The organism is Capnocytophaga sp. oral taxon 412 str. F0487, assembly GCF_000271925.1.
Classification (GTDB): domain Bacteria; phylum Bacteroidota; class Bacteroidia; order Flavobacteriales; family Flavobacteriaceae; genus Capnocytophaga; species Capnocytophaga ochracea.
Genome location: NZ_AJZR01000029.1, coordinates 17,147 through 32,011, shown reverse-complemented (window position 1 = coordinate 32,011; position 14,865 = coordinate 17,147). Strand labels below are relative to the sequence as shown.

Below are 14,865 nucleotides of genomic sequence, written 5' to 3'. Positions count from 1 at the left end.
ATTAATAGAAAAAAATGTGATAAATAAGAAAACTTTTTATATCAGTTGAGCCAACCGTTGAGTAAGGGCTTTACGGCTGTATTGTTCTACTTCTTTGGGGTTAGTTTTAAGTGTTTTATGTTGGAATTGATGATAGAACTCTACTATTTTGGCTTTCATCTGAGAGGCATCGGTATATCCCACAAAAGTACCTGTTTGTGTTTCAGTGAGAATAGGTGTAACATCCCAGTTATGAGGTCCTATGGCGAGAATAGGTCGCCCCGAAATCATATATTCAAACAGTTTACCCGCAATAATACCTTTTGTTTCTTCGGAATCTATTTCGATGAGCAACAATACTTGCGATTGCTTTTGCAAACTAATAGCTTCTTGATGGCTAATATAACCTTTATTAATATAATAAGGTGTAAGTCCGTTATGGTGAATATCTTCTTCGATTTCTTCACTTACTTTGCCTGCAAAACAAAGTGTGAAATCTTCGGCAAAATGAGGTTCTTCGCGTATTAATTCGGCTAATATTTTCCACAGCATTTTGGGGTTTCTATCTGATAATAAGGAACCTATGTGCGAAATAAGGAATTTATTAGATAGGGGAGGGGTGATTGTTTTTTCCTCATCGTAACCATTGGTAATCACCTCAATAGGAGTATTGGTAAGCTGCTGAAAGTCTTTTTGCGTCTTGAAACTGGTTGTAATCACCAAGTCTGATTGTTGTAACACTTCTTTTTCCCAATAATGCTGACGTTTATCTGCCCATTTAGTAAGACGTAAATCTTTGTAATAACCAATAGTTGTCCACGGGTCGCGGAAATCGCTAATCCATTTGAGGTGAGGAATTTGTTTCTTTAACTCATAACCTATAAGGTGTATGCTGTGGGGAGGCGAAGTGGTAATAATAGTTTCTATCTGGTTTTCTTTTATAAACTTATTCAGATACTTTACAGAAGGTTTGACCCAGAATTTGCGAGCATCGGGAATGAAGAAGTTACCACGTATCCAAAGTAATACTTTATCTAAAATAGAAACTTTTTTACGCGGAATGATACCTGAACTAATTTTTTGGGTTTTCTTTTTAGAGAATAACGAAGCCCAAGCATAAGGTTCCCATATAGGATGTTTGATAATTTGTATATCGGTAGGCAAATCGTTTCCTATTTCATTATCAATGATGGGATAAGTTGGGTTTTCAGGAATATATACAATAGGTTCTATATTAAAATCTCGTAAATATTTTACGAATTTTAACCAACGTTGTACACCAGGTCCGCCAGCAGGCGCCCAATAATAAGTGATGATAAGTACCTTTCTCATATCTTTTTCCCTATCTGTTATTTGACATAATATACATTATAACCATTTTACAATAGGTGTTTTTTCTATGAAATAACACCGCTACCCACTAATTCATCTCCGCTGTACCAGGCAGCAAATTGTCCCTCAGTAATAGCACTTTGGGGTTCTGAAAAATGAATATACAAACCGTTTTCGACTTTATATAAAACCGCTTTCTGTAATGGCTGACGATAGCGTATACGTACCATAAACTCTTTCGATTCATATACTTTTAATGCCAAATCTTCTCGAATCCAATGTTCATCAGGGGTTGCGATAAACAAAGCACTGCGGAACAATCCGCGATGTGTGTGTCCTTGTCCTGTATAGATGATATTCTTCTCAATATCAGTTTCTATGATGAACAAAGGTTCTTTGGTTCCTCCCACATTTAAGCCCTTGCGTTGCCCTTTGGTAAAATAATGAGCCCCCTGATGGATACCTACTTTTTTACCGTCTTCGGGTTGATACACAAAACGTTGTGACAAATACTCCAATTCACCTTCATAAGTTTCAAAAGTACGTGGCATATCAAAGTCAGTATATCCTTTCCAATCATTGGAGATTTCAATAATATCGCCTTGTTTGGGTTGTAGCTTTTGTTGTAGGAACTCGGGTAAACGTACTTTTCCTACAAAGCAAAGTCCCTGAGAATCTTTTTTATCAGCGGTTATCAAATCTTGAGCTTTGGCAATGGCTCTCACTTCTGATTTCTGTAATTCCCCGATAGGGAAAAGTGCTTTACTGAGTTGGTCTTGTGAAAGCTGACATAGAAAATACGATTGGTCTTTATTTTCATCTTTCCCTGATAGCAATCGGTAGATTTTTTCCCCGTTAATCTCTATTTCTTCTTTGCGACAATAGTGTCCCGTTGCTACGTAATCGGCACCTAAACTAAGGGCGAGCTTCATAAAGACATCAAACTTGATTTCTCGATTACACAACACATCGGGATTGGGCGTTCTGCCGTGTTCGTATTCATTGAACATATAATCGACAATACGGGCTTTGTAGGGTGCACTCATATCTACTGTTTGGAATGGAATACCGAGCTTTTCGGCTACTAAAAGCGCATCGTTACTATCTTCTAACCAAGGACATTCGTCGGAAATAGTAACTGAATCATCGTGCCAATTCTTCATAAAAAGTCCTATTACCTCATAACCTTGTTCTTTTAACAAATAGGCAGCTACACTACTGTCTACCCCTCCGCTAAGTCCTACTACTACTCTTTTCATTTTATCCTCTCTTTATGTTCTTCTTCCTATAAAAATATAATACTGATAGCATTACCAATATCAAAAGCAATAATGGATACACAAATACTTTTACTTGCCAACTGCTGGCACTTTCGGCTACTTTTTCCTTATCTAAGAAAGCCAATTGTACTTTCTTATTACGCAAACTCAAAAACTCAGTATCGTCTAAGAGGTAGTTTAAAGCATTCTGCAAGAATGCTTTATTATCATAATATTTGTTTGTCCATTTATCAAATCCGAGTTCTAAGGGAATATTATTTTTGCTATCTATATCGTTTTTGATAATATCGCCATCGGCTACTACAAACATTTTAGTAGGTTTGCTTCTTTCGGCTTTTTCTTTGAGGTTTATGGGACGAATACGGTCTTTATAAACTGAGTTAAACTCACCTTCTAAAAGCACTGCCAATGGAATGTTTCCGTGTTTGTAGGCTTCTTTATTCTGGTTATTGGGGTCGATACGCAAGTTGATTTCACGTGGAGTGCCATCCGCTTTTGAGAAAGGCGAACTAGCGAGAAGAACTGTTTTCTTCACACCGTTTTTCAGTGTATCGATGCTATTGGCAAACTGAAACCTCACTGCGTCTAAATGATTGTTGATAAGGTGATTATTACCTGAAAGCACCAGCGGATTATATACCCAAGGGATAGGCATATAACGGGTTTGAGAACCATCACCAGTAGCTACTATGATTTCAGAAAAATACAAATCGTTTACTAAGGTGTAATTGATACGGAAACCATATTGGAAAAACATATCAGTAAGGTTTAGATTGACGGGCATTGCCATAGTCATTCCGCCTGTTTTGTACATATCTTCTAAGGAAACCGCAACATTGTCAATCAGCCATAGAGCACGACCGCCATTCATTATATACTGGTCTACGACCTGCTTTTGGGCATCAGTAAAAGGCTCGGTAGGCTTAGGCACGAGTAGTAAATCGAATTTTTCGAGGTCGTGTAGAGTCTTCTCGGGGTTGGTTGCCACTGAATCAAGCGTGAAAGGTGCTATAAAGTAGTATTCGCGCGCTGTTTTGAGGAAGTCGGCCATATAGATATCTTCCAGCGCACCGTTACTTCTGAGTACCGCAATTTTCTTCTTTTTATCTAAGGTAAACTTATAGAGCGCATCGGTAAAATTGTATTCCAATTTCTGTACTGAGTTCTGTACCTGCTCTTGGTCGGTAGAGCCGAGTTTGTTCACAAAGAGGCGTACACGCTCACTCTTCTTGCCATCACTAATTACTGTCCAAGGGAAAATATACTCAATAGAAGATTTCCCCGCCTCGTTCTGAGTGATTTGCAGGGGCTGATAGCCATTGTTTATCAGTTCTTGAATCACACTTTCGGGATGCTCCTCCCCTTCCAACGGGTTTACGAAATTGACGATAATGTTGTTATTGGCAGCAGCATACTCGTCTAATAACTGAATCGTTTCAGTCTGTAATTTCTTAAATTCGGTAGGGATATTGCCTTTGAGTAATACATCAATCACGATAGGATTCTGTATTTTAGCAAGCGTTTTCTTGCTCACCTCAGAGAGCGTATAACGTTTGTCTTGGGTGAGGTCTATCCGCGTGTGCCATTGTTTGGCTATATAATTAATTGCAAGGAGGTACACTAAGGCTATAACTACCTTGCTAATAGAGTTTTGAAAGAGTTTTTTCATCGTTTGTAGGCTTTGAGTGATAAGGTAGTAAGATATATGAAAAATGAGATAACAGAGAGAAAATACACGATATTTCGGGTGTCGAGTACTCCCCTACTGATAGCGTCGAAATGCGTTTGGAAGCCTACTCCACCGAAATCATCGGGGGCTACAAAAGCGATAAGCTGGTCGATGCCAAAGAAGAAAAAGAAGCATAGAAAGGCAGCTAACACAAAGGAAATGATTTGATTACTACTTATAGACGACGCCCATAAGCCCACTGCTGCAAAGGTGGCTACTAGTAAAAACAAGGCAATGTAAGAACCCACGGTGCCTGCTATATCTAAGTTGCCTACGGGATTGCCCAATACCCATACCATATATACGTATAAGACTGACGGCAAGAGGATTACAAGGAGCAAGAAGAGGATGCCCAAATACTTGCCGAGCACCATTTGCAGGGTGCTGACTGGCTTAGTGAACAAAAGGGCTAACATACCGTTTTTTTTCTCCTCGGAGATGCTTCTCATCGTAAGGGCAGGTACTAAAAAGACGAAAACCCAAGACGAAAGACGGAAAAAGGGCAACAAATCGGCAAAACCAGCGTTGAAAATGTTGTAATCTGTTTTAAAGACCCATAAGAACAATCCGTTAAGCACAATAAAGAGCCCAATGATAGTAAGACCAATGGGAGAAGTGAAGAAATAACGGATTTCTTTTTTGAATAGTGCGTACATTTTTATAGTTAAGAGTTAAGAAGTAAAGAGTTGTGATTACTTACCTTTATTCTTAATGATTTTTCAGCGTGCAAAAGTACGAAAATAATATGATATTAGCATCATAGAGGGGCAATAAAAGTTAGTAACGATTATCATATTTTCAATAGTATTGGTTTTTATTGCGAAAAATGTAAAGCAAATTTTATTCTCTTTACCCTTTATAACGTTGTAAAAGTAAAAAATACTATATGTGACATATTTTTTCTTTTCACCTTTCCCTTCTCCCCTACTCTTCTAAATGCGGTTTTAAACACGCAGGATTAAGTTTATCGAATGAGAAAATTTCATATTTACAAGAAAAGCCAAGCTCTGACAAAGCTCGCATTTTAGGAGCATATAGGCTTCCCATTAGTAGCTTTATAAAAGAACACTTATAAGTGTGACAATATTTTTTTATCAAAAATTTTTGTGGTTTATAAAAATGTCGTATATTTGTAAACTGAATGTAATAACAGAAAAACTCAACACTAAAACAGAAGATTTTTTAATATGGAAATGACAAAAGATGATTTACACAATGCCCTGAAACACTACTTTGGGTTTGAAGCGTTTAAAGGGCATCAAGAAGAAATTATTACCAGCGTGATTAACAAAGAGAACACCTTTGTTATTATGCCTACAGGTGGTGGTAAATCATTGTGTTACCAATTACCTGCCTTAGTCTTGGAGGGAACTGCTATTGTTATCTCTCCGCTTATCGCTTTGATGAAAAACCAAGTAGATGCTATGCGTGGTATTTCGTCAACCGATAGTATTGCCCACGTTCTCAACTCTTCACTTACTAAAAATGAAATTCGCGAGGTAATGGAAGACATCAGTGCAGGCAAAACCAAATTGCTTTATGTAGCCCCCGAGTCGCTTATCAAAGAGGAATATGCTAACTTTCTTAAAACAGTACCTATTTCCTTTGTAGCGGTAGATGAGGCGCACTGTATCTCGGAATGGGGACACGATTTCCGTCCTGAGTACCGCAATATTAGAACCATTATCGAGCGTTTGGGCAGTAATATACCTATTGTAGCGCTTACTGCTACGGCTACTCCTAAGGTACAAGAAGATATTTTGAAGAACTTAGGAATGCAGGAGGCTAACGTATTTAAGTCGTCGTTCAACCGTCCAAACTTGTATTACGAGGTACGCCCTAAAACTAAAAATGTAGATGCCGATATTATTCGTTTTGTGAAACAGAACAGTAAAAAATCAGGGATTATATACTGTCTCAGTCGTAAAAAGGTGGAAGACCTCGCACAAACCTTGCAAGTAAACGGCATTTCGGCAGTGCCTTATCACGCAGGATTAGATGCCAAAACACGCGCCAAACACCAAGATATGTTCTTGATGGAAGAAGTAGATGTGGTAGTTGCAACTATTGCTTTTGGTATGGGTATTGACAAACCCGATGTGCGCTTTGTAATCCATCACGATATTCCTAAAAGTATAGAGAGTTACTATCAAGAAACCGGACGTGCCGGTCGCGATGGTGGTGAAGGGCATTGCTTGGCTTTCTATTCTTATAAAGATGTAGAGAAGCTGGAAAAATTTATGATAGGTAAACCTATAGCCGAACAAGAAATAGGACAAGCACTCTTGCAGGATATTGTAGCCTATGCCGAAACGTCTAGTTCGCGCCGTAAATTTATATTGCACTATTTTGGTGAAGAGTTTGACGAGGTAAATGGCGAAGGTGCCAATATGGATGACAATGTGCGTTTCCCAAAAGAGAAGAAAGAAGCCAAAGACGATGTGGTGAAATTGCTAAACGTAATTATTGCTACCAAACAGAAATTTAAAGCTAAAGAGATTGTAAATACGCTTATTGGAAAAGTGAGTGCTATTATCAAAGCACACCGTATTGACGAACAAGAGTTCTTTGGTATTGGGAAGGAAAAAGACGATGCTTACTGGATGGCACTCCTCCGTCAGGTAATGGTAAACGGACTCATACGTAAAGATATAGAAACTTATGGGGTGATGTTTATCACCGACAAAGGAAAAGAGTTTTTAAAAGATGTACCTTCATTTATGATGACTGAAGACCACAGTTATGAAGAAGAACCCGAAGATATCAACAGTGCTAATGCCGTAGCAGCCGACCCTGTACTTCTTGAAATGCTCAAAGATTTGCGTAAGAAAGTAGCCAAACAAAAAGGAGTACCTCCGTTTGTGGTATTCCAAGACCCTTCGCTAGAAGATATGGCTCTCAAATACCCTATTACTATTCAGGAGCTTACTAATGTACACGGTATAGGGGAAGGCAAGGCTAAGAAATATGGTAGTGAGTTTGTAAAGCTCATTGAGCGTTACGTAGAAGAGAATGACATTGTGCGCGCTGAGGATTTAATAGTAAAAACTACCGGGTCTAACTCAGCTTTGAAATTGTTTATCATTCAGAATATAGACCGCAAATTACCATTGCCTGACATAGCCCAAGCTAAAGGATTGGAAATGGATGAGTTCCTCAAAGAAATGGAGCAAATAGTATACAGCGGTACCAAGCTGAATATCGATTATTGGGTGAATGAAATCTTTGATGAAGAGCAACAAGAAGAGCTTCACGAATACTTTATGGAAGCTGAAAGCGACAAAATATCATTAGCTTCTAAAGAGTTTGCTGGTGATTACGAAGACGACGAATTAAGAATCTACCGATTGAAATTTATTAGTGAAGTAGCAAATTAATATGAGAAGTTTTACATTTAACCTATAATAAAATAAGTAAGTTAGATTAAATAAAGTGTCTGAGAGTTAGCTATAATTTCTCAGACACTTTTTTTAGTGAAAACGGTGTGAGCCACACGGGCAGGTGCGAGCCGCACAGGCAGATAAACAAAAGACGAACAAAAGACGAACAAATGACGAACAAATGACGAACAAATGACGAACAAATGACGAACAAATGACGAACAAATGACGAACAAATGACGGTGCGAGCCGCACGGGCAGATAGAGAAATGACGAAGAAAACCTCCCCCTTACACATACCCAGCTTTCACTGGCTTCCTCCAAAGGGGGAACTAAAGCAACGTAAAGACGAATAGATGACGAATAAGGAACAAATAAATGATAGTGCGAGCCACAGAGGCAAATAAAGAATGAACGAAGGATAAATGGAAATAAAGTAAAGATAAGATGATTTAGAGTGTTATTATAAAACCTAAAAATCTTTTATTAGAGCTTGAAAATACAGGTAAATAAGGAGTATATAGAGTGTTATAAATACTCGTAAAAATAACTTCAAAAAAAACATTAAAAAATATTTTTCAGTATCAAAATTAATTTGTACATTTGCACCGGTTTTTGAGAGACCTCTCAAAAATTGAAGCAATTTTATATTGCTATTAGATAAAAAAGAATTGTTAAATTAATATCAAATTTAAGACATTATGAGTAAACCAAAAACACTTTCCGTTGATAAATACGGAATTAAGAACGCTAATGTTCGTTATCAGTTAACTGCTGACGAACTACAACAAGAAACTTTGGATAAAAAATTAGGCGTTGAAGCTTCTTCAGGAGCTATTGCTATCAACACAGGTAAATTTACAGGGCGTTCTCCTAAAGACCGTTTCATCGTAAAAGATGATATCACCAAAGATCGCGTATGGTGGGGAAGTATTAACATTCCTTTTGAACCTGCAAAATTTGACAAACTATATGAAAAAGTAGTAGCTTACTTATCTAACAAAGAAATCTACGTTCACGATGGTTATGTTTGTGCAGATCCTAAATACCGTACTAATATTCGTACCATTACTGAGCTTCCTTGGAGCAACCTTTTCGCTTACAATATGTTCTTGCGTATAGATGATAGCGAACTTCCTTCTTTTAAAGAAGATTGGTTGGTAGTAAATGCACCTGGTTTTGAAGCTGACCCTGCTGTAGATGGTACTCGCCAAGCTAACTTCGCTATCTTGAACTTCACCAAAAAAATTGCTTTGATTGGTGGTACAGGTTATACCGGAGAAATTAAAAAAGGTATCTTCTCAGCTATGAACTTTGAATTGCCTGTGTTCCGCAACACTATGCCAATGCACTGTTCAGCCAACGTAGGTAAAGGTGGTGATACTGCTATCTTCTTCGGCTTATCAGGTACTGGTAAAACTACTCTTTCAGCTGACCCTAACCGTCATTTAATTGGTGACGACGAACACGGTTGGACTCCTGAAAATACGGTATTTAACTTTGAAGGTGGTTGCTATGCTAAAGTAGTAGACCTTACTGCTGAAAAAGAACCTGAAATCTTTGGAGCTATTAAGAAAGGTGCTATACTTGAAAACGTAATTATGGACGATAAAGGTGTAGTTGATTTCTCTCGCACTGATATCACTGAAAACACTCGTGTTTCTTATCCTATTTACCACATCGCAAATATCCAGCCAGGTTCTATAGGACACAATCCTAAGAACATCTTCTTCCTTACTTTTGATGCTTATGGTGTATTGCCTCCAATTTCTAAATTGACTCCTGAACAAGCTGCTTATCAATTTGTATCTGGTTATACTTCAAAAGTAGCCGGTACTGAGGTAGGTATCACTACCCCTCAAAAAACTTTCTCTGCTTGTTTTGGTGCTGCCTTTATGCCACTTCACCCAGCTGAATACGGAAAACGTTTGGCTGAGAAAATCAAAGAAACTGGCGTAAACGTATGGTTGGTAAACACTGGTTACAACGGAAAAATGAAAAGATGTAGCTTAAAAGATACTCGTGCTCTTATCACCGCTGCCCTCAACGGCAAACTTAACAACGTTGAGTACAAAGAATTGCCTATCTTTGGCTTCAAAGTACCTCAATCTTGTGAAGGTGTATCAGACCAAAGCATCTTGAACCCAGAAAATACTTGGAGTGACAAAGCACAATTCAGTGCTAAACTCAAAGAATTGGCTGAATCATTTGTACAAAACTTCAAAGACAAAAAATTTGCTGAAGGTGCAAGTGCTGACGTCCTTGCTGGAGCTCCTAAATTGTAATTATTTAGATAACCATATTCAAAAGGCTGTTCATTTAAGAACAGCCTTTTATTTTTGTTTTTTACTAATATTATTACTATTTTTGCACCCCAAATAGAATTTAAAGATAAAAAATGCTCGACAAATTAAATATCGTAAAACAACGTTTCGACGAAGTTTCGGACTTAATCATTCAACCTGATATTATTGCAGACCAAAAGCGCTATATCCAGCTCAATAAGGAATATAAAGACCTTAAAGAACTGATGGATAAGCGCGATGAGTATATAAACGTAACTGGAAACTTGCAAGAAGCTGAAGAAATTATTGCTGATGGCAGCGATGCCGAAATGGTGGAAATGGCAAAGTTACAATTAGAGGAAAGCAAAGAGCGTTTGCCTCAGTTAGAAGAAGAAATCAAGTATATGCTTATCCCCAAAGACCCCGAAGATGCTAAGAATGCTGTAATGGAAATTCGTGCAGGAACAGGTGGAGATGAGGCTTCAATCTTTGCAGGCGACCTATATCGTATGTACACCAAATACTGCCAAAGTAAAGGCTGGAGCACCTCAGTAATGGACTTTAATGAAGGAACTGCTGGCGGATATAAAGAAATTATCTTTGAAGTAACAGGAGACAATGTATATGGTACCTTAAAATTTGAAGCAGGAGTACATCGCGTACAACGAGTGCCTCAAACAGAAACACAAGGGCGCGTACACACTTCGGCAGCAACTGTAATTGTATTGCCAGAAGCAGAAGAATTTGATGTGGAACTTGATATGGCTGATGTGAAAATCATTCGTACTACTTCTACGGGACCCGGAGGGCAGTCGGTGAATACAACCTATTCGGCTATTCAGTTGCAACATATTCCTACAGGCATTGAGGTACGTTGCCAAGATGAGAAATCGCAACACAAGAATCTTGAAAAGGCACTTAAAGTATTGCGTTCACGTTTGTACGAAATGGAGCTGGCAAAGAAGATGGAAGCTGATTCTGCTCGTAGGAAATCAATGGTTTCCAGCGGTGACCGTTCAGCTAAAATACGCACTTATAACTATCCGCAAGGGCGTGTAACCGACCACCGTATAGGTCTTACCCTTTATGATTTGCAAAATGTTATCAATGGTGATGTACAACGTCTTATTGATGAACTTCAATTGGCTGAAAATGCTGAGAAGCTAAAAGAAGGAGATGTTTTTTAAACTATTATTAAAAAAGAAAATAGCAATATTGTTATTGTAGCGATAGTAGCTGTTATATTCTTTTTAGCAATCCTATTTATTTTGTGAGATGGCAAAGAAGTATTATGTAGTATGGGAAGGACACCAAACGGGGGTCTTTACCTCGTGGGCTGAATGTAAGAAGGCTGTTAATAATTTTCCGAGCGCTAAATACAAAAGTTTTCCTACGGAAGAAATGGCACAAAAAGCCTATGCAGGGAATTATGAAACGTATAAAGGTAAAAAGATAGAAGAGCCTGCACTTTCATCAGAAGCATTAAAACTTATCGGGAAGCCTATTTTGCCTTCTATTGCGGTAGATGCTGCTTGTAGCGGTAACCCTGGTATAATGGAATATCGGGGGGTAGATACTGAAACACAAGCCGAGATTTTTAGGCTTTCACCTATGAAAGATGGTACCAATAACATAGGGGAGTTTTTGGCTATAGTACACGCTTTGGCTTTCTTAAAACAACGCAATCTTACAATGCCTATCTATTCGGATAGTGAAATAGCAATGCGCTGGGTACAACAAAAAGTATGTAAAACTAAGCTTGGAAAGACAGCTGATAATGCAAAAATATTTGAACTAATAACTCGTGCTGAAAAATGGCTACAAGAAAATACTTATCCTAATCGTATTCTCAAATGGGAAACCAAAGCGTGGGGCGAAAATCCTGCGGACTTTGGTAGAAAAGACTCTTAACTTTTCTTCTTAAATCTAAAAAATAAATGACTGATATTACTCTATCTGTACAGCCTACTTCGAGTCCTGATATTATTAAATTGGAGGCGAATAAAGCCTTAGTAAAAGGTAGTTACGAGTATAAAAATATTGATGAAGCTAAAAACTCACCTTTAGCAAAAGAGCTGTTTTACCTTCCTTTTATAAAGACAGTATATATCTCGAGTAATTTTATTGCGTTAAAACGATTTCCAATTATAGAATGGAAAGACGTACAAGAAGAAGTGGCACAGCAAGTGTTGTTTTATTTACAGTCAGGGAGAGAAATTGTAAGTACTGAGGGTGAACAAAAGAAGGTTATTTCTATATATACTGAAACCACTCCTAACCCTTCGGTAATGAAGTTTGTAGCTAATAAACGTCTTGTTCCTACTATTATAGAATATAAGCATATAAAGGAGACTGATGAGGCTCCTATGGCTAAAGCTCTTTTCACTCAGTTTCCTTTTATTGAGGAGGTATTTTTTGATGATAACTATATTTCAGTTACTAAAAAAGATAACAAAGAGTGGGCAATGGTTACCCCTAATATACGAGAATTCATTAAGAATTATCTTTCAGAAGGGCATATGCTTATTTCTTCTTCTGAAATTAAACGACATCAGCAAGCAACACAAGAACGACTACTCTCTATGGTTACTACTGATGAGGTATCAAAACAAATTGTAGCTATTATAGATGAGTTTGTAAAACCTGCTGTAGCCTCTGATGGAGGAAATATTCAGTTTATTTCGTACAATCCAGAAACGCATTACGTAGAGGTAATACTGCAAGGAGCTTGCAGTGGTTGCCCCTCCTCTACCCTAACCTTAAAAAAGGGAATTGAAGTCATCTTGAAAGATAAGCTACAAAACCCTTATATTAGTGTAAACGCTCTTAACGGATAAGAACATTTTCTGAAATAAAATAACCACGCCTTATGGAGCGTGGTTTAGTTAAACAATTCTTGAAATGTGTAGTGTTGCGGTTACACGAAATTCTTCTTATTTATTTTTCAATAAATCTCTAATCTCAGTAAGTAACTCTTCTTGAGTAGGACCAGCTGGTGCAGCGGGAGCCTCTTCTTCTTTTTTCTGTTTGTTTAGCTTATTGATACCTTTTAGAAGTATAAACAATACAAGTGCAATACAGAAAAAGTTAATTACAGCAGCAAGAAACTTACCATAAGCTACTCCATTCCATACCAAACCTTCTAAGTGTTCAGCACCCGTAGCTTTTAAAGCAGGTGTTAATAATAAAGGTGTAATAACATCAGACACTAATGATGATACGATAGCACCAAAAGCAGCCCCAATGATAACCCCGATGGCTAAATCGACTACGTTACCTTTTACGGCAAATTCTTTAAATTCTTTTAAAAATCCCATAATGATTCATTTTAAGTTTATAAAAATAATTTGTTACTTAATTCGGGGCAAAAATAATACTTTTTTCGGAAATACAAAAAGAAAAGGGACGAATTTCACAACTGTCCCTTTTCATCACTAACTAAAAAACTCAATCACTATGATGGTTAAGTATAACTTTACACAGTCATACTAAATATTTTGGTATTAGGCATTTTGCGTTGTAAGTGCAAATCGAAAGCCATACAGATATTTCTAATAAAAGGTTTTCCCTCATCGGGGACTTCTATATGATTGCCTGCTATATGCAGTAAACCATCGTTTTGCATCTCTTGGAGATGTGCTATTACTTCTGTTATTTCAGGAAACTGAAGAGATTCGTCGTTCCAAGAAGTAGTAAACTGACACATCAAGTTGAGGATATGACGCCTAATAATTAAATCTTCTTTATTGAGAATATGCCCTTTACACACGGGTATTTCATTCTTCTCAAGACGTGCATAATAAGCATCTAAATCTTTCTCGTTTTGGGCAAAACCGTACCAACTATCGCTGATAGAAGACATTCCTAAGCCTATCATCACTTGCGTTTTGGAGGCTGTATAGCCCATAAAGTTACGATGCAATTGATGATTTTTGAAAGCCTTATACATACTATCAGTAGGTAAAGCAAAGTGATCCATTCCTATTTCGGCATATCCTGCTTTCAATAAGTATTGTTTTCCTACTTCATACAGCTCTCGTTTTACTTCGCCTGTGGGCACATCTTCATCTTTAAAACCGCGTTGCCCACTGCCTTTTATCCAAGGTACGTGCGCATAGCTATAAAAAGCAATACGGTCGGGACGAAGAGTGTTACTCCTATCAATAGTAAAGAGTACATCGTCTAAGGTTTGAAACGGCAAACCAAAAACCAAATCGTGGCTTACAGAGGTATAGCCGATAGCTCTGGCTTGCTGGGTAACACGCTGTACATTCTCAAAAGGTTGAATGCGGTGAATGGCTTTTTGTACCTTAGGCGAATAATCTTGTACGCCATAACTCACGCGCCTAAAACCTAAGTCGTAAAGCGTTTGTAGGTGAGTTTCAGTGGTATTATTAGGATGACCTTCAAAACTAAATTCGTGAGCATCAGCTTTATCAGCACGTTCAAAAATACCTTCTATCAAACGGCGCAACTGCAAAGGTTCAAAAAAGGTAGGCGTACCTCCCCCTAAGTGTATTTCCTTAATACGAGGGCGTTCTTCCAAAAAATCAGTGTATAACTGCCATTCTTTAAGTATTGCCTCTATATAAGGGGCTTCCATTTCGTGGCGCTTAGTAATGCGTTTATGACAACCACAGAAAGTACAAAGACTCTCACAGAAAGGCAAATGAATGTATAGACTAATCCCTTCGGTACTATTGCTCTCAGCATAAGATTTTCGTAAGCTCTCCAACCATTTTTCAGTAGAAAAAGTACTACTATCCCAATAGGGAACAGTAGGATAGCTAGTATAGCGAGGTCCAGCTACATTGTATTTTTGAATGAGAGATATTGCCATTTTCACTAAAAACGGGGCAAAGGTATAAAAAAAAGTGGAA

11 protein-coding genes are annotated in these 14,865 nt (G+C 37.8%); 5 read left to right on the top strand and 6 right to left on the bottom strand.

Annotated features, from left to right (window positions below):
- Positions 1–36 precede the first annotated feature (36 nt).
- From HMPREF1321_RS04875 to gldF, 4 genes are all read right to left on the bottom strand, one after another.
- Positions 37–1,311: a glycosyltransferase gene (locus tag HMPREF1321_RS04875; protein ID WP_009421614.1), complete on the bottom strand. Its 1,275-nt coding sequence runs from the start codon at positions 1,309–1,311 to the stop codon at positions 37–39.
- Between the two features lie 65 nt (positions 1,312–1,376).
- A complete protein-coding gene (gene mnmA, locus HMPREF1321_RS04870) occupies positions 1,377–2,570 on the bottom strand; it encodes a tRNA 2-thiouridine(34) synthase MnmA (protein WP_009421636.1) in 1,194 nt (397 codons plus the stop codon).
- Between the two features lies 1 nt (position 2,571).
- Positions 2,572–4,260 carry a gliding motility-associated ABC transporter substrate-binding protein GldG gene (gene gldG / locus HMPREF1321_RS04865; protein ID WP_009421616.1) on the bottom strand — a complete coding sequence of 563 codons (1,689 nt, stop codon included), beginning with the start codon at positions 4,258–4,260 and terminating at the stop codon, positions 2,572–2,574.
- Entirely contained in the window at positions 4,257–4,976 is a 720-nt protein-coding gene (gene gldF / locus HMPREF1321_RS04860; RefSeq protein WP_009421630.1) for a gliding motility-associated ABC transporter permease subunit GldF, read from the bottom strand. The genes gldG and gldF overlap by 4 nt, the downstream gene beginning before the upstream one ends.
- A gap of 531 nt (positions 4,977–5,507) precedes the next feature.
- Between gldF and recQ the strand changes: the two genes are divergently transcribed.
- The 5 genes from recQ to HMPREF1321_RS04835 all read left to right on the top strand — a co-directional run bounded on the left by recQ (position 5,508) and on the right by HMPREF1321_RS04835 (position 12,822).
- On the top strand, positions 5,508–7,697 hold the full coding sequence (gene recQ / locus HMPREF1321_RS04855; protein WP_009419726.1) for a DNA helicase RecQ: 2,190 nt from the start codon (positions 5,508–5,510) through the stop codon (positions 7,695–7,697).
- 704 nt (positions 7,698–8,401) lie between these two features.
- Entirely contained in the window at positions 8,402–9,985 is a 1,584-nt protein-coding gene (pckA, locus tag HMPREF1321_RS04850; protein WP_009421640.1) for a phosphoenolpyruvate carboxykinase (ATP), read from the top strand.
- Positions 9,986–10,098: 113 nt separating this feature from the next.
- Complete coding sequence (prfA, locus tag HMPREF1321_RS04845) at positions 10,099–11,172, top strand: peptide chain release factor 1 (RefSeq protein WP_002672024.1); 1,074 nt, start codon at positions 10,099–10,101, stop codon at positions 11,170–11,172.
- 88 nt (positions 11,173–11,260) lie between these two features.
- Entirely contained in the window at positions 11,261–11,896 is a 636-nt protein-coding gene (locus HMPREF1321_RS04840; RefSeq protein WP_009421644.1) for a viroplasmin family protein, read from the top strand.
- Between the two features lie 26 nt (positions 11,897–11,922).
- Positions 11,923–12,822 (top strand): NifU family protein, encoded by a 900-nt coding sequence (locus HMPREF1321_RS04835; protein WP_009421623.1) that lies wholly within the window; start codon positions 11,923–11,925, stop codon positions 12,820–12,822.
- A gap of 96 nt (positions 12,823–12,918) precedes the next feature.
- On the opposite strand, the gene mscL is transcribed toward HMPREF1321_RS04835, so the two are convergent.
- Both mscL and hemN read right to left on the bottom strand, forming a co-directional pair.
- Positions 12,919–13,302: a large conductance mechanosensitive channel protein MscL gene (mscL, locus tag HMPREF1321_RS04830; RefSeq protein WP_002672032.1), complete on the bottom strand. Its 384-nt coding sequence runs from the start codon at positions 13,300–13,302 to the stop codon at positions 12,919–12,921.
- A 158-nt stretch (positions 13,303–13,460) separates the two neighbouring features.
- Positions 13,461–14,825: an oxygen-independent coproporphyrinogen III oxidase gene (gene hemN / locus HMPREF1321_RS04825; RefSeq protein WP_009419720.1), complete on the bottom strand. Its 1,365-nt coding sequence runs from the start codon at positions 14,823–14,825 to the stop codon at positions 13,461–13,463.
- Between the last annotated feature and the right edge of the window lie 40 nt (positions 14,826–14,865).

Excerpts from the sequence above, each read along its gene's own strand:
- HMPREF1321_RS04875 (WP_009421614.1), bottom strand. The coding sequence starts at position 1,311 with ATGAGAAAGGTACTTATCATCACTTATTATTGGGCGCCTGCTGGCGGA.
- mnmA (WP_009421636.1), bottom strand. The coding sequence starts at position 2,570 with ATGAAAAGAGTAGTAGTAGGACTTAGCGGAGGGGTAGACAGTAGTGTA.
- gldG (WP_009421616.1), bottom strand. The coding sequence starts at position 4,260 with ATGAAAAAACTCTTTCAAAACTCTATTAGCAAGGTAGTTATAGCCTTA.
- gldF (WP_009421630.1), bottom strand. The coding sequence starts at position 4,976 with ATGTACGCACTATTCAAAAAAGAAATCCGTTATTTCTTCACTTCTCCC.
- recQ (WP_009419726.1), top strand. The coding sequence starts at position 5,508 with ATGGAAATGACAAAAGATGATTTACACAATGCCCTGAAACACTACTTT.
- pckA (WP_009421640.1), top strand. The coding sequence starts at position 8,402 with ATGAGTAAACCAAAAACACTTTCCGTTGATAAATACGGAATTAAGAAC.
- prfA (WP_002672024.1), top strand. The coding sequence starts at position 10,099 with ATGCTCGACAAATTAAATATCGTAAAACAACGTTTCGACGAAGTTTCG.
- HMPREF1321_RS04840 (WP_009421644.1), top strand. The coding sequence starts at position 11,261 with ATGGCAAAGAAGTATTATGTAGTATGGGAAGGACACCAAACGGGGGTC.
- HMPREF1321_RS04835 (WP_009421623.1), top strand. The coding sequence starts at position 11,923 with ATGACTGATATTACTCTATCTGTACAGCCTACTTCGAGTCCTGATATT.
- mscL (WP_002672032.1), bottom strand. The coding sequence starts at position 13,302 with ATGGGATTTTTAAAAGAATTTAAAGAATTTGCCGTAAAAGGTAACGTA.
- hemN (WP_009419720.1), bottom strand. The coding sequence starts at position 14,825 with ATGGCAATATCTCTCATTCAAAAATACAATGTAGCTGGACCTCGCTAT.